22 protein-coding genes are annotated in these 26153 nt (G+C 68.9%); 11 read left to right on the forward strand and 11 right to left on the reverse strand.

Annotated elements, in window-relative coordinates; translation table 11 throughout:
• The first annotated feature begins 67 nt into the window (after positions 1-67).
• A complete protein-coding gene (locus H261_RS00670; protein ID WP_008613177.1) occupies positions 68-433 on the forward strand; it encodes a c-type cytochrome in 366 nt (121 codons plus the stop codon).
• A 60-nt stretch (positions 434-493) separates the two neighbouring features.
• Here H261_RS00670 and H261_RS00675 read toward each other — a convergent pair whose 3' ends face one another.
• Both H261_RS00675 and H261_RS00680 read right to left on the reverse strand, forming a co-directional pair.
• Positions 494-1165, reverse strand: a complete 672-nt coding sequence (locus H261_RS00675; RefSeq protein WP_008613178.1) for a DUF6969 family protein — start codon at positions 1163-1165, stop codon at positions 494-496.
• Between the two features lie 3 nt (positions 1166-1168).
• On the reverse strand, positions 1169-2116 hold the full coding sequence (locus tag H261_RS00680; RefSeq protein ID WP_008613179.1) for a TAXI family TRAP transporter solute-binding subunit: 948 nt from the start codon (positions 2114-2116) through the stop codon (positions 1169-1171).
• 213 nt (positions 2117-2329) lie between these two features.
• On the opposite strand from H261_RS00680, the gene H261_RS00685 reads away from it, so the two are divergent.
• The 4 genes from H261_RS00685 (at position 2330) to rarD (ending at position 5551) form a co-directional block, all read left to right on the forward strand.
• Positions 2330-3034 (forward strand): CHAP domain-containing protein, encoded by a 705-nt coding sequence (locus H261_RS00685; protein ID WP_040475535.1) that lies wholly within the window; start codon positions 2330-2332, stop codon positions 3032-3034.
• Positions 3035-3289: 255 nt separating this feature from the next.
• A complete protein-coding gene (locus tag H261_RS00690) occupies positions 3290-3919 on the forward strand; it encodes a LuxR C-terminal-related transcriptional regulator (RefSeq protein WP_008613181.1) in 630 nt (209 codons plus the stop codon).
• A gap of 158 nt (positions 3920-4077) precedes the next feature.
• Entirely contained in the window at positions 4078-4584 is a 507-nt protein-coding gene (locus H261_RS00695) for a ferritin-like domain-containing protein (protein WP_008613182.1), read from the forward strand.
• A 91-nt stretch (positions 4585-4675) separates the two neighbouring features.
• A complete protein-coding gene (gene rarD / locus H261_RS00700) occupies positions 4676-5551 on the forward strand; it encodes an EamA family transporter RarD (protein ID WP_040475555.1) in 876 nt (291 codons plus the stop codon).
• Between the two features lie 29 nt (positions 5552-5580).
• Here rarD and H261_RS00705 read toward each other — a convergent pair whose 3' ends face one another.
• Positions 5581-5928, reverse strand: coding sequence for a PilZ domain-containing protein (locus H261_RS00705; protein ID WP_152426624.1), 348 nt, complete (start codon positions 5926-5928; stop codon positions 5581-5583).
• A 130-nt stretch (positions 5929-6058) separates the two neighbouring features.
• Between H261_RS00705 and H261_RS00710 the strand changes: the two genes are divergently transcribed.
• The 5 genes from H261_RS00710 to H261_RS00730 are packed head-to-tail and all read left to right on the forward strand — an operon-like array spanning position 6059 to position 12322.
• Complete coding sequence (locus H261_RS00710; RefSeq protein ID WP_008613185.1) at positions 6059-6430, forward strand: hypothetical protein; 372 nt, start codon at positions 6059-6061, stop codon at positions 6428-6430.
• Between the two features lie 51 nt (positions 6431-6481).
• Entirely contained in the window at positions 6482-8041 is a 1560-nt protein-coding gene (locus tag H261_RS00715; protein WP_008613186.1) for an efflux RND transporter periplasmic adaptor subunit, read from the forward strand.
• 5 nt (positions 8042-8046) lie between these two features.
• On the forward strand, positions 8047-11148 hold the full coding sequence (locus tag H261_RS00720; protein WP_008613188.1) for an efflux RND transporter permease subunit: 3102 nt from the start codon (positions 8047-8049) through the stop codon (positions 11146-11148).
• A gap of 23 nt (positions 11149-11171) precedes the next feature.
• Entirely contained in the window at positions 11172-11885 is a 714-nt protein-coding gene (locus H261_RS00725; RefSeq protein WP_235062832.1) for a c-type cytochrome, read from the forward strand.
• A gap of 14 nt (positions 11886-11899) precedes the next feature.
• On the forward strand, positions 11900-12322 hold the full coding sequence (locus H261_RS00730; RefSeq protein WP_008613192.1) for a DUF411 domain-containing protein: 423 nt from the start codon (positions 11900-11902) through the stop codon (positions 12320-12322).
• 60 nt (positions 12323-12382) lie between these two features.
• On the opposite strand, the gene H261_RS00735 is transcribed toward H261_RS00730, so the two are convergent.
• The 7 genes from H261_RS00735 to H261_RS00765 form a co-directional block, all read right to left on the reverse strand.
• Entirely contained in the window at positions 12383-13690 is a 1308-nt protein-coding gene (locus H261_RS00735; RefSeq protein WP_008613193.1) for a phenylacetate--CoA ligase, read from the reverse strand.
• A 153-nt stretch (positions 13691-13843) separates the two neighbouring features.
• A complete protein-coding gene (locus H261_RS00740) occupies positions 13844-15775 on the reverse strand; it encodes a CoA-binding protein (protein ID WP_008613194.1) in 1932 nt (643 codons plus the stop codon).
• Between the two features lie 71 nt (positions 15776-15846).
• The gene (locus H261_RS00745; protein ID WP_008613195.1) at positions 15847-16773 is read right to left on the reverse strand and encodes a dimethyl sulfoxide reductase anchor subunit; all 927 of its coding nucleotides are present in this window, start codon (positions 16771-16773) and stop codon (positions 15847-15849) included.
• Between the two features lie 97 nt (positions 16774-16870).
• Positions 16871-17524, reverse strand: coding sequence for a 4Fe-4S dicluster domain-containing protein (locus H261_RS00750; protein WP_008613196.1), 654 nt, complete (start codon positions 17522-17524; stop codon positions 16871-16873).
• Positions 17521-20304 carry a molybdopterin-dependent oxidoreductase gene (locus H261_RS00755; protein ID WP_008613197.1) on the reverse strand — a complete coding sequence of 928 codons (2784 nt, stop codon included), beginning with the start codon at positions 20302-20304 and terminating at the stop codon, positions 17521-17523. Before H261_RS00755 ends, H261_RS00750 begins: the two co-directional genes overlap by 4 nt.
• Positions 20301-20711, reverse strand: a complete 411-nt coding sequence (locus tag H261_RS00760; protein WP_008613198.1) for a thioesterase family protein — start codon at positions 20709-20711, stop codon at positions 20301-20303. The genes H261_RS00755 and H261_RS00760 overlap by 4 nt, the downstream gene beginning before the upstream one ends.
• Positions 20712-21094: 383 nt before the next feature.
• Complete coding sequence (locus H261_RS00765; RefSeq protein ID WP_235062833.1) at positions 21095-21916, reverse strand: hypothetical protein; 822 nt, start codon at positions 21914-21916, stop codon at positions 21095-21097.
• Positions 21917-22059: 143 nt separating this feature from the next.
• On the opposite strand from H261_RS00765, the gene H261_RS00770 reads away from it, so the two are divergent.
• Positions 22060-24714: a bifunctional acetate--CoA ligase family protein/GNAT family N-acetyltransferase gene (locus tag H261_RS00770; RefSeq protein WP_008613200.1), complete on the forward strand. Its 2655-nt coding sequence runs from the start codon at positions 22060-22062 to the stop codon at positions 24712-24714.
• 7 nt (positions 24715-24721) lie between these two features.
• Here H261_RS00770 and H261_RS00775 read toward each other — a convergent pair whose 3' ends face one another.
• Positions 24722-26149 carry a hypothetical protein gene (locus H261_RS00775; protein ID WP_008613201.1) on the reverse strand — a complete coding sequence of 476 codons (1428 nt, stop codon included), beginning with the start codon at positions 26147-26149 and terminating at the stop codon, positions 24722-24724.
• Positions 26150-26153: the final 4 nt, after the last annotated feature.

Genomic DNA, 26153 nt, shown 5'->3' on the forward strand with positions numbered 1-26153 from the left:
GACACAATCCTAGGGGATAAGGGACGCATCGCGCCACTCATCCATATCTGCGCAATTGGAGATTCTGATGCTCAACACCAAGAAGCTGGGCCTCGTCCTCGGAGCCGCCCTCCTCGCCGCCCCGTTTGCCGCTTCCGCCCAGGAGGCCCCGGCCGCTTTCAACCAGTGCAAGGCCTGCCACAAGGTCGAAGCCGGCAAGAACGGCGTCGGCCCCAGCCTGTCCGGCGTCTACGGCCGCAAGGCCGGCGGCGAGCCGGCCTTCAAGTATTCCGACGCCATGAAGAACTCGGGCCTGACCTGGGACGACGCCGGTCTGACCAAGTACCTGTCCGACCCCAAGGGCTCGGTCCCCGGCAACAAGATGGCCTTCGCCGGCATCAAGAAGCCCGAAGACCTGGCCGCCGTCATCGCCTATCTGAAGACCGTGAAGTAAGACTTCACGGCTTTCGGGTTCCGGCGCCGCCGCCTTCGCAAGAGGGCGGCGGCGTTGTTTTTAAGAAACCAGCCCCGCCAGATCGGCCGCCGGGTCGATGACCCGCGACGAGGTGATCTCAAGGCGCTCGTCGTTCAACTCGTCGCGGCCGGGATGGGCCTGCCGCCAGGCCTCCACCGCCCGGTCGCGCTCGTCGACCAGCACCTCGATCAACGGGCGGTAGAAGGCGACCAGCGCCGCCAGCCATTCCGCCACCGGCGCCATGGGGCCGGACGGCGCAAGCCGCAGGCCGGCGACCATGGCCTTGACCGCCTCGGCCCGATACCACGCCTCGCCGGTCACCCAGCGGTTGGTGGTGAACAGTTCTACCGCCTCGCCCCGCACTCCGAACCCCACGGCGATCAGATGGCAGGGCGCGTCGGCCTCCCCCGCCGCCACGGCGGGCCGCAATCCGCGCGACATGCCGCGCGGACGCTGGAACAGATGAATGTGGCCGAATTCGCCGTCGCGGTGGCTGTGGTAGTAGAACTGGGCGTGGGACGCCAGATCGTAGGCGTCGCCGGCGGGATAGTGGCGGAACGCCTCGAGGTCCTGGCCCCGGGTCAGCAGCGAGACCGGATCACCGTCCAGCCCGGCGGCCAGGAGGGCCAGACGCTCCCCCGCAGCCCTGGCGCGCAACAGCTCGCCGCGCCCGGAAATGCAGGCCACCAGCCCGGGCGTCCCGGCGACCATGGCTCAGCGCTCCGCCGGAGCCTTTTCGACTCCGTCATGCATGGGGATGGGGATGCCATCGCTTCTGGCTTCCGCCTTGGACAGGCCCTTCAGCGCCGGATGCAGGCGGGTGAAGGCGCCAAAATTGGCCCAAACGGTCTTGGCGACGGCCGCCACCTCGTCGGCGGACAGCTTGCCCGTCACCAGCAGGGTCTTCAGCCCGATGGCCGCCACATCCTCCTTCTGGCCGTCATAGGTGCCGCTCCTGACGGCGAAGCGCGCCGCCCACGGCACCTTCTTGAAGAAGGAATCCATGGATTTGGAGCGGATCTGCACCAGCGAGGCACCGCATTCCTCCACCGCCACCTGGACCTCGGGCATGGGATGGATGCCGGTGAACACCGCCGCGTCGATATTGCCCTGGCACAGTTCGGCAGCCTGCTCGGCCAGGTCCAGTTCGACCAGAACCGACAAATCGCCCTGGGACAGCCCCGAGGCGTCGATCACCATCTCGGCCATGCTGCGCTGGAACGAGCCGGGCCGCCCCAAATTGACCCGCTTGCCCTTGAGGTCGCCCAGATGCTCGATGCCCGATCCCGGCCGCGCCACCACCACCGATACCTCGCCGTGCAGGGCCATGACGGCGCGCAAATCGGCCATGGGGCCGGATTCCTTGAACCCCTCGGCGCCGATCGACGCCATCCTGGCGGCGCGGGACTGGACCAGCGCCAGATCGGCGTCACCGGATTTCAGCGCCGCCAGATTGGCCGCCGAGCCGGAACTGGGCATCACGGCGCAGCCCAGACCCAGGGGATGGTCCTTGTTGATGACCCGGCACAGCGCGCCGGCCACGGGAAAGTAATAGCCGGTGACCTCTCCGCCGGCGATGACCAGAGTCCGGCGTTCCGCCGCCCCGGCCGCCGGGGCCAGGGCCAATCCGGCCGCCAGGGCCGAAATCAGTATCCGCTTCACTCGCTCGTCCTCCAGGTTCCGTCGGGCTCCAGGTTCCGCCGGGATCATAGCCCGAGCGCCGCCCCGACCGGAAGTCCCGCAGGCAACCCTGTATTCCGGATGCATTGTTTCAATTTGTTTCAAAGTTATAGAGATATGACGTCGAATCAGGTTGCCATCGGCTTTTCACATAGACACAATCGACTTCATCAATAACCGGAGGGAGGGAGACCGGTGCGGAAAGTGATCATCCTGCTCGCGGCGGCACTATTCCTGGCCCTGCCGTTCGAAGCGAATGCCACCCTGCAATGCGTGACTTACGCCCGCGAAGTTACCGGCCTCAATCTCAAGGGAGATGCCTGGAAGTGGTGGGAAGCCGCCCAGGGCGTCTATGACCGGGGCAACGCCCCCAAGACCGGCGCCGTCCTGGTGTTCAAGCGCCAGGGTAAGATGTCCCACGGCCATGTGGCGGTGGTGCGCGGCAGCGCCGGCAGCCGGGTTCTGCTGGTGGATCACGCCAACTGGGCGCCATCCCGCACCGCCGGGCGCGGCAAGGTGACCAAGGCGGTCCCGGTGCTGGACGTGTCGCCCAAGAACGATTGGAGCGAAGTCCGCGTCTGGTACCAGCCCTCCCGCGAATACGGCAGCCGCGTCTACAAGACCCAGGGCTTCGTGTACCGTCCCGGCAGCGCCGTGATGCAGGCCTCGCTGCGCGGCGAGGCTCCGGCCAAGGCGAAGGCCGCCGAGCCCGCCGTCGCCGCCCCCGCCCGCAAGGCCGAGCCGGCCGTCCAGACCCCCGCCATGGAAACGCCCGCAATCGTCGCCGCCCCCACAATCGTCGAAGCCAGGGCCGCCGTGCCGGCCGAGATTCCGGCCGCTCCCGCCGTCGATGGCGACCTGGGCAAGTTCGACGCCCGCGCCTGGGCCGAGCAGGCCTAGACCAAAGCTCTATCCAGAAGGCCGGCACCCTCTCGGGCCGCCGGCCTTTTTGTTTGGCGCGGCGGGGCGTGGAATGGGCGGGAAGCGGCAGGATGGTCCCCGCCCCCCGCCGTGGTGTAGGAAAAGTGTGGGTAACCTGCGATCAAGGTTTGCGGTTTTTCCCACAAACGGTAAGATCACGGCCTCAGGAAGGCGGGGTCTGAGGGCTGGATTACGGGCTCGACCGAGGGGCGCCTGGGGGAAGGATCAGGATCAATGGCCGTGCAGCAGAGCCGACCGATCACCATCGTTATCGCGGAAAAGAACCCGCTGCTTCAAAGCAGCCTGATCAAGCTGTTCTCGGGCGACGACCGTTTCGCCGTCGCCGCCGTGACCAGCGACGGCGAACGCTTCATCGAAGTCGTGGACAAAACCCCGTTCGACGTCGGGGTCATCGGGTGGGAGATGCCCTACCTGGACGGGCGCGGCGTGTTGCAGACCCTGCGGGCCCGCGTCGATGCGCCCCGGCTGATCGTCTATACCGGCAGCCCCAATCCCGACGTGCCGCGCCAGGCCATGACGCTGGGCGCCGCCGGATTCTGCTCCAAGCGCGAGCCGCCCGAACAATTGCTGGACACCATCATCGCCGTCGCCGCCGGGCGCATGGTGTTCCCCTTCATCGACGTCTCGTCCCTGGCCAGCGACCCGCTGGCCGGCCTGACGCCGCGCGAGCGCGAGTTGCTGGCCGCCCTGGCCGGCGGGCTGACCAACCAGCAGATGGCCGGCCAATTGGACATCTCGCTCAACACCGTGAAGTTCCACCTGAAGAACCTCTACGACAAGCTGGGCGTCGGCAACCGCGCCCAGGCGGTGGCCTTCTACCTCAAAGGCCGGGAATCCCGCTAACTCAAGGGACGGCAAGCCCAGGAAACAACCTGACCTTTCGGTCATGTCCCCACCTGCGGAAGGGGCATGGCCGAGGGTCCAGTCATGGGGCATACTCCTGGTATCGGAGAGGCGCCGCCGCCACCCGTCGCCTCGGTTGAAGCAGGAGGACACTGCCCATGACCACCAAGGTAGCCCTGTTCCTGGCCCATGCCCTGGCCATGGAGAACGAAGCGGCGGATCGTTACGACGAACTGGCCGACACCATGGAAGTCCACAACAATCAGGAAGTGGCCGAACTGTTCCGCCAGATGGCCAAGTTCTCGCGCCTGCACGGCGCGTCGGTGGCCTCGCGCGCGGCGGGGCATGACCTGCCCAGGCTGAAATCCTGGCAGTACCGCTGGAACACCCCCGAGCCGCCCGAGGTGGGCACCCCCGGCGCCGCCCATTACATGATGACCGCCTGGCACGCCCTGGACTTCGCCCTGGACAACGAGAAGCGGGGCCACCGCTTCTACGCCGACGAAGCGGCCGGCAGCGACGATGCCGAGGTCCGCGCCCTGGCCGCCGAGATGGCCGAGGAAGAAGAAGAACATGTGGCGGAACTGGAAAAATGGATAGCCCGAACCCCCAAGCCGGACAACGACTGGGCCGAGGACCCGGACGAGGCCCTGGTCGCGGATTGACGGGAGTCGTGCGGGCAGGATGCCCGCGCTCCGATGACCGCCCAAGTCCTTGGAGCGCGGCCGTCCCGGCCGCACTCTCGGCCCCCCCGCCATGAGCGCGGAGCATCGCCGGGGCGTTTTCTTCGCCCTGGCCTGTTACGGCACCTGGGGGCTGTTCCCCGCCTTCTGGAAGCTGGTGGCCGCCGTGCCGCCCGCCGACGTCCTGGCCCACCGGGTGATCTGGTCGCTGCTGGCCGTCGCCATCATGCTGAGCTGGACCCGGCGCTGGGGCGAGGTCCTGGTCCTGCTGGCCTCGTGGCGGCGGCTGCTGGTGCTTGCCGCCTCGACGCTATGCATCAGCGTCAACTGGCTGGTGTTCATCCGGGTGGTGGGCGAAGGCAACGTGCTGGAAGCCAGCATGGGCTATTTCCTCAACCCCCTGGTCAACGTGGCGCTGGGGGTCATCGTGCTGAAGGAGCGGCTGCGCCCCCTGCAATGGGTGGCGGTCGCCCTGGCCCTGGCCGGCATCGTCGAACTGGCGGTGGCCACCGGCACGCCGCCCTGGGCGGCCCTGACCCTGGCCGGGACCTTCGGCCTCTACGGCCTGCTGCGCAAGAAGCTGCCGGTATCGCCGCTCACCGGACTGGCGGTGGAGACCGGCCTGATGTTCCCCGTGGCGGTGGCCTACCTGGCCTGGCGGATGGCCGAGGGCGGGCCGTTCCTGGGCGGCACGCCGGAACTGGCCGCCGCCCTGCTGGCCGGCGGGCCGGTCACCGCCCTGCCGCTGCTGTGGTTCGCCGCCGCCGCCGCCCGCCTGCGCTACACCACGCTGGGCTTCTTCCAGTACATGGCCCCCACCGGGCATTTCCTGCTGGCCGTGCTGGTCTATGGCGAAAGCCCCAGCCTGCACCACCTGATCACCTTCGGCTGCATCTGGGCGGCCATCGGCCTCTATCTGGCCGACAGCTGGCGGCAGAGGGCGGGTTAAAGCATGACGCAGAAAATCTGCATCATGCTCTAGCTGCCCAGGAAGGAGTCCTTTTCCGGTCCGGTGTCGGAGCATTCGGCGATGAACTTGACCAGCCGGTAGGTGGCCGGCTCGAACCGCAGGGCGACGAAGCGCTCGTCCTCGCGGACCAGGCAGCAGGCGCCGCCGATGCCGTGGTTGATGTCCAGCTTGCCGTTGTCGCTGGGATAAAGCGTGAAGCGCAAGGTGCTGGCGGTGACCTTGAATCCGGCCTCCAGCGTCATGCCGCCGGCGGAAATCTCGGCCACCCGCACCAGCTTGCCGCCGATATTGGCCATCAGGTGCAATCCATGGAAGCGGGGATAGCGCCGCCGCTCGTGTCCTTGATCATCGGGCATGGCGTGAATCCGGACCTGTTCGAACCTCGTCAGCTTAACATGGAAATCGCCGCCCCGAATATCCAAGGTCATATACCGAAGCATATGGATCCCCTTGCCCCGGCCCCGTCTTTTCCCTCATAGTGCCCCCATGCGCGACGTCCTCTCCCGCCTGCTCAGACTCGGCCTGCCGGCATTGCTGCTGGTGGCGGCGGCTGTGCTGTGGAGCGGCGGCGCCCAGGCCGGCGAGGGGATGCACCACCATGACGGCGCCCATGCCGCCCCCTGCCACGAGCAGGCGGCCGAGCAAAGCCGTCCCGCCGCCGGGCATATTCCCGCCGGGCATGGCTGCCCGGATTGCCTGTGCCTGACCCCGGGCTGCGGCTCGGCATCCGCCGCCCTGCCCCTGATGGCCGAGGCCTCGCCGCTGGCCTTCACCCTGGCCCCGCCCCAGGCCGCCGCGCCGGCCCGTCTGGTGACCCAGGCGCTGACCGGCCCCCCGGCCGAGCCGCCCCGACTCTGAATCCCCTCGCCTGAACTCTGTCCGGATTCACCGTTTCGGGGATGATCTCCCATGCTTGCACGTTTCCTGGCGCTGACCCTGTGGGCCGCGCTGATCCCATCCGTCCTGGCCCAGCCCGTCACTCCCAATATCGGCATCGGCGCCGAAGGCGAGGTCTTCCAGGTGGTTCTGGTGCCCGGCAGCGACGGGCGCACCCTGCTCTACCTCGCCGACCTGGACAGCAACGCCCCGGTGGCCGGCGCCGCCATCGACGCCGAGGCCGGAGGCTGGACCGGCAAGGCGGAACCCGCCGGGGGGCCGGGGGCCTATGTCCTGGCCTGGATTCCGCCCGCCGCCGGGACAGATCTCACCCTGGTGATCGGCGCCGAGGGGCGCGACGACCTGCTGCTGGCCCAGGGCGTCGCGCCCCTGCCGCCGCCCGCCGCCTCGCCGGCCCCGGAGGAGCATTGGCGCCATTGGGCGGGCGGCGCCGCCATCGGCGCCGTCCTGGTGATCGGGGCCTGGTGGCTCGGCCGCCGTCGGGCGGGGGCCGCCATGCTGCTGCTGGTGCTGGCGATTCCCACCGCCCGCGCCCACGAGGGCCACGACCACGCCGCCCCGGCCGAGGCGCCCGCCGCCCAGCCCGGCGCCCGGCTGGTGATGGCCAAGCCCACCCAGTTCCTGCTGGGCATCCGCACCCAGAAGGTGGAATCCGCCGATTCCGCCGAGACCGTCCGGGTGGTGGGCCGGGTGGTCCCCGACCCCGCCGGTTTCGCCAGGGTCCAGCCGTCACAGCCGGCCCGCATCGTCTCCGACCCGGAATTCCCCCTACCCGTCCCCGGCCAGAGCGTCAAGCGCGGCCAGGTGATCGCCGTGCTGGAGCCGACGCTGTCCAGCCTGGAGCGCTCGGACAAGCGCGCCGCCCTCTACCGGGTGGAAAGCGACATCGCCATCACCGAACGCGAAGCGGCCCGGCAGGCGGCGCTGAAGGGTCTGGTGGCGGTCAAGCTGGTGGAGGACACCCGCACCCGCCTGGACCAGTTGCGACGCGAGCGCAGCCAGCTGTTGGGCACCGCCCTGGGCCGCGAGCTGGTGCGCGCTCCCGTCGACGGGGTGGTCACCGACGTGCATGTGGTCCCCGGCGAGGTGGTGACGGTGGACCGGGCGATGATCGAGATCGTCGATCCCGCCCGCGTGCGGGTCGAGGCGGTGGTCCACGATCTGGCGCTGGCGCCGCGCATCGGCGCCGCCACCGCCGCCACCAGGCTGCTGCCCGACCAGGCGGTGCCGCTGACCCTGCTGGGAGTCAGCCCCAGGGTCGACGCCCTGGACCAGGGGGTGCACGCCGTCTTCGCGGTGCCCGAGGCCCAGGGGCCGTCCTTGCGCATCGGCATGCCGGTGGACGTCTTCCTGGCCACCGGCGCCACAAGGCTGCGCATGGCGGTGCCGCGCGCCGCCATCGCCGAATTCGGTGGCCGTCAGGTGGTGTTCGTGCGCACCGCCCCCGAGACCTTCGAGGCCCGCCCGATTCGGGTGGAGCGGGTGGTCGGCCCCCTGGCCGAGATCGAGGGCGTCAGGGCCGGCGAAAAGGTGGTGATCCAGGGCGTCGAGCAACTCAAGGCACTGAGGTAACGGCCATGTTCGATGCCATCATCTCGCTCAGCCTGCGTCACCGGCTGTTCGTCCTGGCCGCCGCCCTGGCGCTGACCGTCTACGGCGCCCTGGTGATCTCGCGCCTGCCCATCGACATCTTTCCCGATCTCAACCGCCCCACCGTCACCATCATGACCGAGGCGGCGGGCCTCGCCCCCGAGGAGACGGAGACCCTGGTCACCCGCCATATCGAGACCGCCATGAACGGCGCTCCCGGCGTGGTGCGGGTGCGCTCCAACTCCGCCGTCGGCCTCGCCATCGTCTTCGTGGAGTTCGACTGGGGCACCGACATCTACCGCAACCGCCAGCTGGTGGCCGAGCGGCTGGCGTCCTCCCGCGATCTGCTGCCCGCCGGCATCAATCCTGTCATGGGGCCGGTCAGTTCGATCATGGGCGAGATCATGCTGGTCGGCGTGCGCTCCAAGGCCGGCGCCACGCCGCCCATGGAACTGCGCTCCCTGGCCGATTGGGTGCTGCGCCCCCGCCTGCTGTCCATTCCCGGTATCGCCCAGGTGATCCCCATGGGCGGCGAGGTGCGGCAGATCCAGGTGCTGGTCTCGCCGTCCCGGATGTCGGCCCTGGGGCTGGGCTATGCCGACGTGGAGAAGGCCCTGGCCGGCTTCGCCCGTAACACCACCGGCGGCTTCCTCGAGCAGCGCTCGGCGGAATTCCTGATCCGCAACATGGGCCAGACCACCGATCTGGACGATTTGCGCAATACCGTGGTGGCGTGGCGCAACAACGCCCCCGTCACCGTCGAGCAGGTGGCCGAGGTACGGATCGGCGCCGGCCCGAAACGCGGCGACGCCGCCATCGACGCCCGGCCGGCGGTGATCCTGGCGGTGCATAAGCAGCCCGGCGCCGACACGGTCCAGCTCACCGAAAAGGTCGAGGCCGCCCTGGCCGAGATCGGCCGCACCCTGCCGCCCGACATCGAGGCTGACCGCGTGCTGTTCCGTCAGGCCGACTTCATCCGTCGGGCGGTGGCCAACGTGGCCGAGGCCCTGCGCGACGGCGCCGTGCTGGTGGCCATCGTGCTGTTCGCCTTCCTGATGAACATGCGCACCACCGTCATCAGCCTGACCGCCATCCCGCTGTCCATGGTGGTGGCCGCCCTGGTGTTCCAGGCGCTGAACCTCTCCATCAACACCATGACCCTGGGCGGCCTGGCGGTGGCCATCGGCGAGCTGGTGGACGACGCCGTGGTGGACGTGGAGAACATCCTGCGGCGCCTGCGCGAGAACGCCGCCCTGGCCGAGCCCCGCCCGGCGCTGGACGTGGTGCGCGACGCATCGAGCGAGGTGCGCAACTCCATCGTCCACGCCACCATGGTGGTGGTGCTGGCCTTCCTGCCGCTGTTCGCCCTGTCGGGGATCGAGGGGCGGCTGTTCGCGCCGCTGGGCATCGCCTACGTGGTGTCGATCCTGGCCTCGCTGGTGGTGTCGCTGACCGTGACGCCGGTGCTGTCGCTGCTGCTGCTGCCCCGGGCCAAGGTCATCGGCCACGGTGATTCCGTCCTGGTCCGCCGCCTCAAGGCCTGGGACCGCCGGCTGCTGGAGTGGTCGTTCGCCAATCCCCGGGCGGTGATCGTCCCGGCGCTGGCCCTGATGATCGCGGCGGCGGCCTCGGTGCCGTTGCTGGGCCGCAGCTTCCTGCCCGCCTTCAACGAGGGCACCGTCATGGTGTCGGTGACGCTGCCTCCCGGCACCTCGCTGTCGGAATCCAACCGCATCGGCACCATCGCCGAGCGGCTGATCGCCCAGGTGCCGGAAACGATCTCCACCGGACGGCGGACCGGGCGGGCCGAACTGGACGAGCACGCCGAGGGCGTCCATACCTCGGAAATCGACGTGGATTTGCACCCGTCGGAGCGGCCGCGCGACGTCATCCTGGGCGATATCAGGGCCCGGCTGGCCCAGATTCCCGGCATCGGCATCAATATCGGCCAGCCCATCTCGCACCGCCTCGACCACCTGCTGTCCGGCGTGCGGGCCGAGATCGCCGTCAAGATCTTCGGCGACGACCTGGATACCCTGCGGAGTCTGGCGGCCGAGGCCAGGGACCGCATGCAGAAGGTCAAGGGCGTCGCCGACCTGCAGGTCGAGAAGCTGGTCCTCATCCCCCAGGTGCAGATCCGCCTGGACCGGGCCGAGGCGCGCAAATACGGCCTGGGCCTCGGCCAGTTGACCGAGACCCTGGAGGCGGCGCTGCAGGGCAAGGTGGTGTCGCAGGTCAGGGACGGCGAACGCAGCACCAACCTGGTGCTGCGCCTGGCCGAGGACTGGCGCAGCCAGACCTCGGACTTCCGCCAGATCCTGGTGGACACTCCGGCGGGCAAGGTGCCGCTCGCCCTGGTGGCCGAGGTGGTGGAGACCCAGGGCCCCAACCTGATCAACCGCGACAACCTGCGCCGCCGGGTGGTGGTGTTCGCCAATTCCCAGGGCCGCGACCTGGGGGCCATCATGGAGGAGATCCAGGCCGGCCTGGACGGCATGACGCTGCCGCCCGGCTATGCCATCGCCTATGAGGGCCAGTTCAAGAGCCGGCAGGAGGCGGCGCGGCTGATCGGCCTTCTGGCCCTGGTGTCGCTGGCCGCCATCTTCGCCCTGCTGCATGCCCATTTCCGCTCGGGCGTGCTGGCCCTGGTGATCATGGCCAACATCCCCATGGCCCTGGTGGGCAGCGTCGGCGCCCTGTGGCTGTCCGGCCTGCCGCTGTCGGTGGCGGGTATGGTGGGCTTCGTCACCCTGGCCGGCATCGCGTCCAGGAATGGCATCATGAAGATCACCCACTACATCCACCTGATGCGCCACGAGGGCGAGGAATTCGGCCCCGCCATGATCATCCGCGGTTCGCTGGAACGCCTGACCCCGGTGCTGATGACCGCCCTGGTGGCCGCCCTGGCGCTGCTGCCCCTGGTGGTGGCCGGGGGCGAGCCGGGCAAGGAGATCCTTCACCCGGTGGCGGTGGTGATCTTCGGCGGCCTGCTGTCGTCGACCCTGCTGGACACCCTGGTCACCCCGGCGGTGGTGCTGCTGCTGGGCCGCAAGGCCCTGACTGGACTCAAGGACAAGGTGCGGACATGATCCGGCCCAAGGAGATTTCGACCATGAAGACATGCCTTCTCACCCTGGCCCTGTTCCTGGCCGTCCCGTCCGCCCTGGCCCACGGCACCCTGGCCGCCTATTTCGGCGGCCAGATCGCCGAAAGCGGCGACTACCACACCGAATTCGCGGTGCGCGACGGCGCCGTCCGCGTCTGGGTGCGCGACCAGGCCAACCAGCCGCTCAAGGCTTCGGGCAAGGTCACCCTGCTGCTGGGCGGGCAGAAGCTGGAAGTGCCGCTGGCCGCCAGGGAAAACGGCCTTGCCGCCGAGGCTCCGGTCAAGGCCGGCGACAAGCTGAGCGCCGTGCTGGGCCTGGTGGTGGACGGCAAGACGCTGTCGCAGCGCTTCGCACAGGCCGGATTGGTGATACCCGCCGCCTTGCCGCCCCGGGCGGAAGCCGGCCGCAAGCTGTTCGAGGCGGTGTGCGCCACCTGCCACGGCACCGCGCTGCGCGGCACGGATTCCGGACCGCCGCTGCTCCACCCCCTCTACGCCCCGGGCTCGGCCCACGGCGACGAGGTCATCCTGGACGCCATCAACAACGGCGCCAAGGCCCATATGTGGAAGCTGGGCGACATGCCCAAGCCCGAAGGAATAAAGCCCGGCCAGGACAAGGAGGTGCTGGCCTATATCCGCGCCATGCAGGCCGCCAACGGCCTGGGAAGCGCTCCCGCCGCCGCCATGGGGACCGATCCCCACGCCGGCCACAAGCACTGAGCGGAGGAACAGCCATGAAGACCGCCGCCACCGCCCTTGCCATCCTGCTCGCCGCCCTGCCGGCCTTCGCCGCCGAGCGCGAGGTCACCATGTGGAAGTCGCCCACCTGCGGCTGCTGCGAGGGCTGGGCCGAGCACATGCGCCACAACGGCTACAAGGTGAAGTCCGTCGACGTGGACGACATCGACCAGATCAAGCGGGCGTACGGCATTCCCGCCCCCCTGCAATCGTGCCACACCGCCCAGGTGGACGGCTATCTGGTGGAAGGCCACGTCCCCGCCGAGGCGGTGGACCGCCTGCTCAAGGAACGGCCGAGGACGCGCGGCATCGCCTCGCCCGGCATGCCCATGGGCTCTCCCGGCATGGGCGGACCCAAGGAGGAGAACGTCATCCGCACCTTCGGTCCCGAAGGCTCGAAGGAATTCGGGCGGTATTGACCTTTTTGCCGTCATCACCGGGCTTGTCCCGGTGATGACGACGCTGAAAGGGCCGAGAGCCTACTCCGTCTCTTTGCGCAGGTCCCGGACCCGCACCGCCTTGCCCTCGGAACGCGGCAACTCGCCGGGCAGGCGGACGATCAGCTCGCAGGTGATGCCCACCAGGGATTTGAGATGGTGGCGGACCTGGCGGGCCAGGTGGGCGCGGTCGTCCTCGTCCCTGCCGTCGGCGGCCTCGACCTCCACCGTCAGGTGGTCGAGCGAGCCCTGGCGGGTGAGCGTCAGCAGGTAATGGGGCGCCACGCCGGGGAAACCGACCAGCGCCGCCTCGATCTGGCTGGGATAGACGTTGACGCCGCGGATGATCATCATGTCGTCGTTGCGGCCCGTCACCCGCATGATCCGCATATGGGTGCGGCCGCAGGCGCAGGGCTCGTCGGTCAGCCGGGTGATGTCGCGGGTGCGGTAGCGCACCATGGGCAGGGCCTGCTTGGTCAGCGTGGTGATCACCAGCTCGCCCGCCGCCCCCATGGGCCGCGGTTCCAGGGTGTCGGGATCGACGATCTCGAACAGGAAATGGTCTTCCCAGCCGTGCAGCCCGACCCGGTGGGTGCACTCGGCGGCGACGCCCGGCCCCATGATCTCCGACAGGCCGTAGGTGTCGCAGGCGCGAATCCCCAGGCGCCGGTCCAGTTCGGCCCGCATGGTCTCGCTCCACGGCTCGGCGCCGAACGCCCCCACCCGCAGGGTGGATTCGGCCAGGTCGACGCCCATACCCTCGGCCACCTCGGCGATGTTCAGGGCGTAGGACGGCGTCGCGGTCAGCACGCGGGCGCCGAAATCCTGGATCAGGGTGATCTGCTTCTCGGTATTGCCGCCCGACATGGGCACCACCGAACATTTGAGGCGCTCCGCCCCGTAATGGAAGCCCAGACCGCCGGTGAACAGGCCGTAGCCATAGGCGTTATGCACCACGTCGCCGGGCCGCACCCCGGTAGAGGCCAGGGTACGGGCCATCAGTTCGGCCCAGGTGTCGAGATCGCCCTGGGTATAGCCCACCACGGTGGGCCGCCCGGTGGTGCCGGAACTGGCGTGGATGCGCAGCACCTGCTCCCTGGGCACCGCGAACAGGCCGAAGGGATAATTGTCGCGCAGATCGGCCTTCACCGTGAAGGGAAAGCGGGCCAGATCCTCCAGGTGCCGGAGATCATCGGGTTTCACCCCGGCGGCGTCGAAGGCGGCGCGGTAATGGGGGACGTTGGCGTAGGCATGGGCCAGCAGGGCCTTGAGGCGCTCCAGCTGCAGACGTTTCAGACCGGCGCGGTCCAGACGCTCCACCTCGGGGGCATACATGAAATCCGCGCTCATGGCCTGTTCTCTCCCGTTCGACCCATACGCCCTATCTATCCCGCCGGTCCGGGAGCGGCAAGCCCCCTCCCGACCTCCCCCCAACTTTGTTGAGGAGAGGAGAGGTCTTGAGCCCTCTCCCCCGGCGTGCCGGGGGAGGGTTGGGAAGGGGCCTTAAGCCTTCAGCGTCGCGGCGTAGAGACGGGCCTCGACGTAGCGGGCGAGCGCCCTGGTACCGCGGAAGCAGTTGCGGAACACGCAGACGCCCTTGTCCATCAGTCCGGCGGCCATGACGTCGTAGAGCGTGCCGCCGTCGACGATGGCGATGATCGGCTTGGCGTTGCGCTCGACGATGGGCGGCATCAGGTACAGGCTGCTCTTGGGGTTGTTGATGTCCCAGCCGGGGCGCAGCTTGCTTTCGGCCAGGCCCATGACCGACGGCGCGGTGGGGTCCATGCCCACCACCACGGCGTCGATGTTGGGGTCCTGGGCGAAGGCCTCGGTGATGGCCAGATGGCACTCGTCGTCGGCGCCGGGATTGATATCGATGGAATTCCGGACGGTGACCAGGGAATCGAGCTTCTTGGCCACCAGGATATCCTGGACCTTGGCCACGGTGGCGGGGGTCAGTTCCCCCATCTCCAGGCGGAAGGTCTCGGTGACGGTGGAATCGGCGATGCCCACCGCCTCGAAGCCGGCCCCCGAGATGCCGCCCACCCGGTTGCCGCTCACATTCTTATGGTGGAAGGCGCCGGCGATGTAGAACAGGTCGTCGAACACGTCCACGTCCTCGGCCACCATGGCGCCGGCCTGGCGCACCACCGATTCGAACAGGGCGGGATCGCCGGCCACCGAGGCGGTGTGGCCCATGACGCCGGCCGCCCCGGCCTCGGTGCGGCCCGACTTGTAGACCACCACCTGCTTGCCCGACGCCACGGCGCGGCGCACGGCGCGCACGAAGTCGAGGCCGTCGCCGTCCTTGAAGCCTTCCACGTAGATGCCGATGGTCTCGATATCGTCGCGGGCCCCGAAATAGGTCAGCATGTCGCCGTGGGTGAGATCGGTCTGGTTGCCCAGCGCCAGCATGTAGGCGGGGTCCAGCCACGGATTGCGGGACAGCCGGGTGATCATGAAGGCGCCGCTCTGGCTCAGCAGGACGGAATTGCGCTTGGCCTTCTTGGCCGGCTTGGGCAGGCGCTCCAGCGGGATGAACCAGGAATCGTAGCCGCCGGGATGGCTGACCACGCCCAGGCAATTGGCCCCCAGGAACACCGGGCCGCCGTCACCCTTGCCATGGGCGGCGTTGATGCGCGCCGCCAGGGCGGCGGCCGGCTCCTTGCTGGCCTCGGTCTCGCCCATGCTGCCGGGAATCAGCATCACGGCGTGGACCTTGTCGGTGGCGATGATCTCGTCCACCAGGGGATAGACCGCCCCCGACGGCACCGCGACGATCAGCAGGTCCAGCTTGGCCGGCAGGTCGGCCAGGCTGGCGACGCACTTGACGCCGTCGATCTCGCTCTCCTCGGGGCGGATGATCACCAGCCGCTCCTTGGGGCAGCCGCTGCCCATCAGGTTCTTGAGGATGATGCGGCCGAAATTCATTCCGCTGGCCGACACGCCGACGATGCCGATCTTTTCCGGGTGGATCAGCTTGTCGATCTTGGCGATGGGCCGGGCCAGACGGGTGGGGGCCGCCTCGCACGCCTTGGAAGCCACCGAGCCGCGCAGGCCCCCCTTGTCGGCGGCGAGATCGAGAACAACTTCACCGGTGGTCCCGGCCGCCTCGGAGCGGCCGAAATCGATCAGGGCGGCGAAGCAGCGCTCCAGCGCCGCATCGGGGGCGTTGCCCCGGGCGGCGAGGCGCTGGTAGGCGAAGGTGCGCTTGAAGCGCGCCAGGAAGCCGGCGCCGTCGGTCAACTCCACCGAGGCGTGGATCGCGGCACGGTCCTTGCGGAAGACGCCCTCGGCCAGGGCCGCGTCGCGGGCGCCCAGCCCGGCCGAGAGAACCATGCCGAACTCGCGGGTGTTGACCAGGGCGACGCGCAGGTCGTCGCCGCTCTCGCCCGCCGCGATCCCCAGGGCCGCTGCATCCAAAGTCTTGACCATCAAAAGCCTCTCCTCTCTCTGCCCGCTCTCGCGCTCGGAAAAGGGAGATGCTCCCACCGGCCGGGCGATGCTTATTGCTTGTCCTTGGTGACCTCACGCCAGCCCGGCTTGAAGCCGGGGCCGGACTCCCCCCCGCCTCGCGCGGGGGAATGGTTGATGGCGAAGCCCTGGTTATGGGCCGCCTTGGTGACGATGGTGACCTTCATGGCCCAGCCGCCGATCATGGCGGCCAGCCCGGCGGCAGCCAGGGCGGCGCCCCGGATGTCGGGCTGCATGCCGGCGATGACCAGGAAGGCGATGGGAATGACGTTGCCGCCCAGGGTGAAGGGCATGGAGAAGCGGATCAGCACGGCCGCCGCCTCGACGGGGGCCTCGCCGCCCACCATGCGGCGGCGGTAGAACATCCACACGAAGAGGCGCCCGGCGATGGCGGCGACCAGGGTGCCGGCCACCCATTCCGGTGCGCCGCCGTCCAGGAACAGGGTGCCGAGCAGCAGCAGGATGCCGGCGCCCTCGGCCAGGCCGGTGACCACGGTCAGCGGCAGGATCAGCGGCGAGCGCCAGGTGGGAATGCCCTTGGAGGCTTCCAGGATGCGGGCCTGGCAATAGAGGTAGGCGGTGGCGGGAATCCACACCAGCTTGGCCAGATCGGGCCAGATCAGCGCGGCGCCGCCCAGCGGAAACAGGACGGCGGCGACGAAGGCTTCGCGTGTCATCCAGCTGCGCTTGCCGCCCAGCAGGACGTTCATGGCGCGCAACGGACGGCCGATCTCGAGGAACACGGAAAACAGGCCGAGGCCGACCAGGGCCAGACCGGCGAGCAGCAGCACCGGGCTGTAGAGACCGTCGAAGGCCCCCAGCGAGGCGATGATCAACAGGCCGGTGCCCGTGCCGCCGCCGATGAAATTGCCGGCGGCGCGCAGATCCCACGCGGTCTGCAGCCAGGGGGACAGGCCCAGGTGGCGCATGCCGGGGGCGTCTTCGAAATCCTCGCTCATGATGCGTGCCCCTCAAGCGCCGGGCGGGTGCTCCCGCACCCTTGGCTCCTACGCTTCGCTCCGGGCGCCTCGACGGCGCCGCGCTCGCCTTGCTCGCTCATTCGTCCTCGGTCTCCCACAAATAGTGAATGTTGGGACCGGTCCCGAGTTCCTCGTGCATGCGGAACGACTTGTACCGCTTCAGCAACTTGCTGACGTTGCTGTCAGGATTATCGGTATCGCCGAACGTCAACGCCTTGGACAGACAGGAATTGACGCAGGCGGGAGTCGCTTCCGGCGCCACCCCGGGAGTCAACCCGTTGGCCAGCCCGTAATCGACCCGGTCGACGCAGAAGGTGCACTTCTGCGCGACGCCAAGCAAGCGCTCATCGAAGCGCGCCCGCTCGTTCTGGGTCTGCTGGTCCTTGAAGGCGAAGGTGGGTTTGGACACCTTGTAGCGGGCCTGGTAGGGACAGGCGACGATGCAATAGCCGCAGCCGATGCAAATGTCGTAGTCGATCATCACCATGCCGTCGGCGCGCTTGGTGGTCGCCGTGGTCGGACAGACGTCGCGGCACGGCGGCTCGTCGCAATGCATGCAGCCCACCGGCACGAAGACGCGGCGCACGTCGGGGAAGGTCCCCACCTCCATGTCCAGCACCTTGCGGTACTGCACGCCGGGCGGCGTGGCGTTGGCGTGGCGGCAGGCGGTGGTGCAGGTCTGGCAGCCGACGCAGCGGCCCAGATCGGCGACGATGGCCCATTTGGTCATGCCCGCCTCCCCTTCTCACCGCTTCTCCCCTGCTCGTCCGGCCGCGCCTTGCGGATGGCGACGCGCGACAGGTCGGCGCCCGAACCGGTGGCGTCGGTCAGCTGCATGGTCATGGCGGTCAGGCGGTTCATGCTGGGCACGTCGAAATCCTTGGCCACCGGGGTGGCCCAGTGGTCGAACTGGCTCATCATCAGGATGGTGTCGGGGCGGATGCCCTGGGACAGCACCACGCGGCCCGAGACGCTCTTGCCGATGGGCGAGGAGACGACGATGCGTTCGCCCTCCTTGACGCCGACCTTGCGGGCGGCTTCCGGGTTCATCACCACGCCGTCATGGCCCTTGACGTTGCCCGACACTTCCCGCATCAGCGGAATGTGCATGTTGGAGCCCCAGGCGTATTGCATGCTGCGCGCCGTCACCACCCAGAAGGGGAAGTCCTCGACCTTGCCGCCGTGCTCGACCACGCTCTGTTCCCAATAGCCGGGGAAGTCGTGCCAGTCCATCAGCGGCCGGTATTCGGTCAGCTGGTGATCCCACCAGGTGATGCCGGCTTCCTTGAGGCGGTTGCCCAGCTGGCGGCCGATGCGGGTCAGGCGTTCCTGGTAGGGCAACTCGTAGCGCAGGCCCTTGGCCTTCAGCGCCGGAGTCAGGAACCAGTTGGTTTCCGGGTACGGGATGGTGCGGAAACCATTCTGCTTCCACCAGTCGAGGCCCTGGGATTCGGCGCCGCCGGTCAGTTCCGCCGAGGCCGAGCGGCAAGACGCGTCCCACACCTCTTCCAGGGTCGGAGCCTTGTCCAGGGGGATGCTGAAGTCCCAGTTGGGGCCCTTCAGCGGTACGCCGTGGGAGCCGCGGTTGATGGCGTTGTTGTACTTTTCCAGCAGGCCGGTGCGTACCGCCAGATCGGTGGCGATGTCGGTGAAGTCGCGGGCCTCGCCCTGGGGCTTGACGCTGGGCTGGCGCAGTGCGAAGCCCTGGGTCTTCCAGTACTGCTCCTGGAACTTGGTGCCGCCGATGCGGATCAGCTGCATGCCTTCCAGGTCGGTGGCGTCGGGCAGCAGGATGTCGGCGAAGTGGTTGGTCTCGTCCCTGGTGTGGGCGAAGCACACCACGAAGGGCATGCGCGACACCACGCTGGCCACCCGGTCGGTATCCCAGAACGAGATCACCGGATTGGTGCGGTAGACCAGCAGGAATTCCGGGAAGGTGGCGCGCGGAATCTGGTCCTGCGGCTCGTCCAGGAACATGTAGGAAAACTGGGTCGGCCCCAGCGCCGGGCTCCACGAGGAATTGCCCACCAGCGGCACCAGCATCTTGTAGGCGTTGCGGATGACCGGATTGGCCTTCCAGGTGTCGCGGTCGGTGGGGTTGAAGGGATATTCCATGAAGCCGTCGAGGCAACCCTCGAAGCTTTCCAGCCGGTTGGCGGCCGGACGGTTGATGCGGATGGTGGTGCCGATGGTGCCGCCGGGAACCTCCAGCGCGCCGACCAGCACGGCCAGCATGGTGCGCGCCCAGCAGCACTCGGCGCCGCCCCAGCCGTTGTTGACCGTCTTGCCCAGCGTCACCGCCACCGGGCGGTAGGGCATCACCTGCCCGTCGATCTCGATGGTCTGGCCGACGCAGGCGTTGTCGAGGAACTCGTTGGCGATCTTGCGGATACGCGCTTCCGGCACGTCGCAGACCTTGGCGCCCCAGGCGGGGGTATACTCGCGGACATGCTCGACGAACTTGGTGAAGGCGGTGACGCCTTCCACGTCGGCGTGTTCCCAGCGCTCGTCGTCGGCGCCGAGCGTCACCGCCTTGGCGACGGTGAAGCGGCCTTCCAGGGCCGGCACGGCGCCGGCGGTGTCGTGGGGCACGGCCTTGGCCGTCTTCTCATCCCACAGCAGCGGCTTGTTAGTCTCGGGATCGCGCAGGTACCAGCCATCGGGGCCGATCAGATAGGGGCTGGACGTGGTGTTCCTCAGGAACTCCAGGTCGAGGCGGTCGCGCGAAGCCTCATGGACCATCACGTTCAGCAGGGTCATCAGGAAGGCGGCGTCGGTCTTGGGCCGGATGGGCAGCCACTCGGCCGAGCAGGCGCCGGTCACCGACAGATGCGGCTCGACCTGGATGCGCTTGGCGCCGCGCCCCCGGGCCTCGGCATGGCGATAGACGCCGCAGACGCCGCCCGAGGCCTCGTGGTTGGCGCCGCAATTGATGATGTAATTGGTGCGCGGGGTGTCCGGCGTGATCACGTAGCCGCGATGCCAGAACTCGCCGTACAGGTGCTCGGAGTGATAGCACTTGACGCCCTGGCCCGAGCCGAAGCCGAAATCGATGGGGCCCCAGGCCGAGAGAAACGCGGTGAGCGAGCCCATGTACTGGGTGGGCGTGCCGGCGCCGCCGAACGAGGCGGCGACCTTGGGATAGCCGTTCCCATCCACCAGCCCTTCGGCGCGGATGGTGTTCAGCCTCTCGGCGATGGTGCTCATCGCCTCGTCCCACGAGATGGGGACGAAGCCGGGGTCCTGGTCCTTCCCCTTCTTGGGGTTGGTCCGCTTCATGGGAGTGAGGATGCGGTGCGGCGTGTAGGACTTCTGGATCAGTCCGAACGCCTTGACGCAAACCTTGCCCTCGGCCGGGTGGGTATCGGCCGCCTTGAAATTGGGCTCGATCTCGGTGGCCACGCCGTCGACCACCTTCACGGTCATCAGGTCCGGCCCCGCCACACACTGGTAGCAGTACGTCTGAACCTTCTCGACCTTCCCCCCACCCCCGGCCGGGGCGGCGCTCATGACGCGCTCTTGGCCTTCTCGGCCTTGGCCAGCAGGCGGGCCTTGGTCTGTTCCACACCGACCACGAAACGCTTGTGCACGCCCTTGCCGATATTGTCGAGCGAGTCCTTGGCGGTGAACGAGAAGGTCACGCCCGGACCCTTGACCTCTTCGACGGTGACGGTGATCTCGACCCACTGGCCCAGCAGGGTGGGGGCCAGGTGATCGACCTCGACCCGGGTGCCCACCGAATCCTCGCCGGCATCGGAATGCTCCAGCAGCAGGTCGCGGGCGGTGACCTCCATGTCGTAGATCAGCGCGGGGGTGTTGTAGACCCGCGCCTCGTCGCCCATGAAGCCGATGGTGCGGCCCTTGTCGACCTCGTAGCGGCGGGTGGCGGTCAGACCGGCGACCAGCGTGCTCTTCATAAGGAAACCCTCCCGGATGAGTGACGGGGCCGCCTGTTTCGGCACCCCTTGGTTTCCTCCGTTATATTACATCTATGACCTTTGTGTCAAAAGTTTTGTATCAGATGACTCCCCGGGCGGCAGCGCCGCGGCGCGGCAATACCCCGGAAATAACCATAAAACCCTTATCCACCCGCCCCTCCGCCGAAGCCGGTCTTGATGCATCGCACAATAAGTTCGGATAAACTTGAATCGGGAACGGATCATTTCCCGCCTGACCGCGTTCAGTCACGGGCAACTGGCCGCCACAAGCCCTTTGCTTCGGCGGGAATGCTTTTATGTATTTCGGTACTGGTTTGCTTGTTTATGCAAAGGCAACAACCGCCGATAAAAGCGGAGCGCCCTCAGGAAATGGACTTCAGCCCCATGACGATCTTGTCGAGGCCGCGGAAGGCGGCGGCCAGTTCCACATGGGCTTCGCGCATGGTGCCGGCGTCGGGACAGGGATGGCCGCCGATGCGGTTGGCCTGCAGCATGCGCAGGCCGGCGGCGAAGGACTGGCCCTTGATGAAATTGCCCACGTGGTGGACGGCGGCGTAATGCACCGCCAGATGGCCGGCCAGGCGTTCGGGCAGCAGGTAGAGCGAGGCCTGCACCGCCCGCCAGCCGTAATCCAGGTCGGCCAGGGCGACCACCGCCGAGACGAAGGACACGCCGGCCTCGGCGTTGGGCGGCACCGGCACCGCCTCGAAGGCCTGGATGCGGGCTTCCAGTTCGATGACCAGGGTGGCGGCGGCGGATTTGCGGCGGCCGGCCTCGTCGCGGCGGCGGCCGGCGGCGGCGGCGGCGATTCCCACCAGACCGGCGACCAGGGCGCCGACGGCGATCATCAGCGCCGCCACGCCGCCCTGGACCAGCAGGGGCAGCAGGCCGGGCTCGGACGACGGCGGCGGCGGCGGCGGGACGGGCATGGGAGGCGGCGACGCCATGGCCGGAGCGGCCGGCACCGGGGCGGCGACCGGCGGCGGAGGAGGAGCGGCGACGGCGGGGGCCGCGACGGGAGCCGCCGGGCTCTCGGCGGCGGGCAGCGGCCGCACCGCCTGGAAGCCGGGAGTTTCCTCGGCCGGAGGCAGCGGCTGGACCAGGGGTGCCGGAGCCGGTCCCTCGTCGGCGGCCAGGACCGGCGCGGCGCAGGCGAGGGAAAGGACGAAAGCGGCAACGGCCATTTTCAACATCTGGACACAATCCCGAATCTACGGAGAACCCCTTAAGCGGCGCACCATAGACCAAGCCCGCCCCGCCGGGAAGATGGCTAAAAATCCCCACTTCCCGCTTGCATTTTCCGCGTTGCGGCAGAAACTCGGCTGTCATGAGCATTCACAACCTTTCCTTCCTGTTCGAGCCCACCTCGGTGGCGGTGATCGGGGCTTCGGACCGGCCGCGCTCGGCGGGCGCCGTGGTCATGCGCAACCTGCTGGCCGCCGGCTTCGCCGGCCCCATCATGCCGGTCCATCCCCGCCACCGCGCCATCGCCGGCGTGCTGGCCTACCGCGACGTGGATTCCATGCCGCTGACCCCCGACCTGGCGGTGCTGTGCACCCCGGGCGAGACGGTGCCGAAACTGCTCGACGATCTGGGACGGCGGGGGACCAAGGCCGCCATCGTCATCGCCGGCGACGTGGACAAGGATGCCATGCTGGCCGCCGCCCGCCCCTGGTCCCTGCGCATCCTGGGGGCCGGGGCACTGGGCGTGCTGGTGCCGCGCATCCGCCTGGACGCCAGCTTCTCCCACGTCCCCGCGCTTCCGGGCAAGGTGGCCTTCGTCTCGCAGTCGGGGGCGCTGTCCACCGCCGTGCTCGACTGGGCCAGGCCGCGCGGCATCGGATTCTCCCACTTCATCAGCCTGGGCGACGCCCACGACATCGATTTCGCCGACGTCATGGACTACCTGGCCAACGACGACCAGACGCGGGCCATCCTGCTCTACATCGAATCCATCGGGGCCAGGCGCAACTTCATCCCCGCCGCCCGCGCCGCCGCCCGCAACAAACCGGTGCTGCTGGTCCGCGCCGTGCCCGAGGCCGAGGACCATCCCATCGGCCCCTTCCTGGCCGAATCCCTGGCCCGGCCCGAGGACGCCTTCGACGCCGCCATCCGCCGGGCCGGCGCCCTGCGGGTGCACGACATCGACGAACTGTTCGGCGCGGTGGAGACCCTGGCGCGGGCCAAGCCCATGAAGGGCGCCCGCCTCGCCGTGCTGTCCAACGGCGGCGGCACCGCCATGATGGCCCTGGCCGAGATGGGCGGCCCCGGCGGCGGCCAGATGGCGCAACTGTCGGACGAGACGCTGCGCAAGCTCACCGCCCTGATGCCGCGCGGCTGGAAGGCGGCCAATCCGGTGGATTTGGGTGTCGACGCCCCCGGCAAGCGCTATGCCGACATGCTGCGCGTGCTGATCGAGGCCGAGGAGGTGGACGCCACCCTGGTGGTCCACGCCCCCAACGCCATGGCCGACGGAATCGAGGCCGCCCAGGCGGTGATCGACGTGCAGAAGCGCCACGGCGGCGCGGTGCTGACCTCGTGGGTGGGCGAGGAGGCCGCCGCCCCGGCCCGCAAGCTGTTCGCGGAAGCCGCGCTGCCCACCTACGACACCCCCGGCCGCGCCGTCCGCGCCTTCCGCCATCTGGTCAACTATCAGCGCAACCAGGACATGCTGATGGAGACGCCGCCCTCGCAACTGGGCGGTTTCGCCGCCGCCAAGGGCACGGCGCGCCTGATCGTGGCGCGCGGCCTCGCCGAAGCGGGCGGCAACCTGTCCGAGCCCGACGCCAAGGCCCTGCTGTCGGCCTACGGCATCCAGACCCAGGACACCCGCCTCGCCCCCGACGTGGACGGCGCGGTGGCCGCCGCCGAGGCGGTGGGCTACCCGGTAGCGCTGACCATCGCCTCGCCCGACGTGGCCCGCAAGTGGGACGTGGGCGGCGTGGCGCTCAACCTGGAAGATGCCGCCGCAGTGCGCTCGGCGGCCGAAGGCATCCTGCGCCGCGTCGAGGAAAGCCGGCCGGAAATCCGCATCGAGGGTTTCACCATCCAGCGCATGGCCTTCCGCCCCAACGCCCGGCAGCTGATCGTCGGCGTGGCCTGCGACCCGCTGTTCGGCCCCATGCTGGTGTTCGGCGAGGGCGGACGGGCGGTGGAGGTGATCCGCGACCACACCGTCGGCCTGCCCCCGGTCAACCTGCCCCTGGCGCGCGGCATGATCGGGCGGACCAGGGTGTCGCGGCTGCTCCAGGCCCACGGGCGGCGTCCCGCCGTCGATCTCGACGCGGTGGCCGAGGTGCTGGTCCGCGTGTCGCGCATGCTGGCCGACAATCCCGAGGTGGTGGCCTGCGACATCAACCCGCTGTTCGCCGACGAGCACGGCGCCCTGGCGGTGGACGCCCGCATCCGGGTGGCCCCGTGGGAGGACACCGATCTCCGGCATTTCTCCATCCTGCCCTATCCCGCCGAACTGGAGGAGACGGCCCGCCTGCACGACGGCTCGGGCGTCACGCTGCGCCCCATCCGGCCCGAGGACCTGCCCGCCCATGCCGAACTGATGGCCCGCATGACGCCGCAGGATCTGCGGCTGCGCTTCTTCGGCCAGGTGCGGCAGATTCACCACCACCAGATGGCCCGCCTCACCCAGATCGACTACGAGCGCGAGATGGCCTTCATCGCCGCCAGGAGCAACAAGGACGGCCAGCCCGAGACCCTGGGCGTGGTGCGCACCATCACCGATCCCGACAACCGGCGGGCCGAGCTGGCGGTGCTGGTGCGCTCCGACATGAAGGGCACCGGGCTGGGCTCCATGCTGATGGACAAGATCGTCCGCTATCAGCGTATCCGGGGCACCGCCGCCATCTACGCCCAGATCATGATCGAGAACGACGCCATGATCCGCCTCGCCGCCAAGGCCGGCTTCAGGAAGCAGCGCTCGGACGACGACCCCGACGTGGTCGAGATGGTGCTGGAACTGGAGTAGCGGGACGCTACGGGGCGCGGGCGTCCCGCCCGCCGTCTTCCGCCGCCAGCGCCTCGTTCTCGGCGCGGATGGCCAGACGCCGCTGGCCGGCGAAGCGCTGGTCGAGGCGCACCGCCCCCACCACGGCGGTGAACAGGGCCAGCCACACCACCCGGTTCTGGTAGCGGTCGTGGGGATTGGACAGGGCGCCGCAGACGATGGCGTTGCCCACCAGCCCGGCCACCACGATAATCGCCAGCCCGGTGGTGGTGCGGTCGCGCCGCCGCCATGCCACCGCCAACAGCACCAGGGTCACCACCTCCGCCGCCTGGTTGATGGGAATCTGGAAGGCGTTGATGTTGTGGAAATCGATGGCCGGGCGCCGCTGCTGCCGGGCGAAGCGGAACTGCTTGAACTCGTCGGGATAGCGCCGCAACTGGGTCTTGACGAAGTGCCAGGTCATGGGCACCAGGTCCTCGCCGCTCTCGATCAGGTCCAGTTGCTCCCAGGTGTTGACCAGCCCCGATTTCAGCACCTCGGCCGGAAACAGCCGCATGGCCCCCGCGACGATCCGCCCCGACTCGTCGTGCAGGGCGGTCCAGCCGCCCAGTTCGTCGAAGGGAGAATCGCCCCACAGGAATTCGTCGGCGGTGCGCGGCAATTCGTCCTTGTGGTCGCACATGTCCAGTTCGGCGCCCTGGGGGCAGACCTCGTCGAGATACTTCTTCGCCAGGCCCATCTGGACGAACAGCGCCAGTTGCAGCACCTGCCCCGATTCGGAAAAGATGAAACGCCCCATGGCGACGTAATGGGTGACCGGCACCAGCAGGATGCCGCCGGTCAGCGCCACCACCGGCCCCAGCATGCGGGGCCGCGGCATGCGCCGCAGGAAGCGCGAACCCAGCCAGACCACCGCCAGAACCAGCAGCATCCCGGCCGCCACCGCCACATGGCTCATGTGGACGCAGACGGAGACGGCGGTGATCACCACCAGGGCGAAACGGCGCCAGGGCCGCAGCCCCTCGCCGAAGGCCAGGGCCGCCACCCCCAGGATGGCGGTGCCGGCGAAGACGTCGGCCAGGACCTGCGACGACACCCAGGGCAGGCCGGTGAACAGGGCGAGCGCCAGCCCGACCCCCAGGAACACCATGTGGCGCCAGCGGCCGATGAAGCCCATCACCGCCTCGTGCAGCACCCAGGTGGTCAGGATGGCGTGCAGCAGCGGCATGGCCCACAAGGTGTCGAAGGCCCGCGCCACGGTGCATAGCACCCCGTAGGTCATGATGCGCCAGATGATCGGCTGGAAGGAAAACGCCATCTCGACGTAATCCTCGCTGTCGAAGTAGATCAGCGGATAGCCATTCCACAAGGCGGGCGCCATCAGCAGGGCCACCACCAGCACGAAGGTCAGGGCGTGGTAGCCCAACTTCCAGCCGGTGAGCGGCACCCTGCTCATTGCG

Source organism: Paramagnetospirillum caucaseum (genome assembly GCF_000342045.1).
GTDB lineage: Bacteria > Pseudomonadota > Alphaproteobacteria > Rhodospirillales > Magnetospirillaceae > Phaeospirillum > Phaeospirillum caucaseum.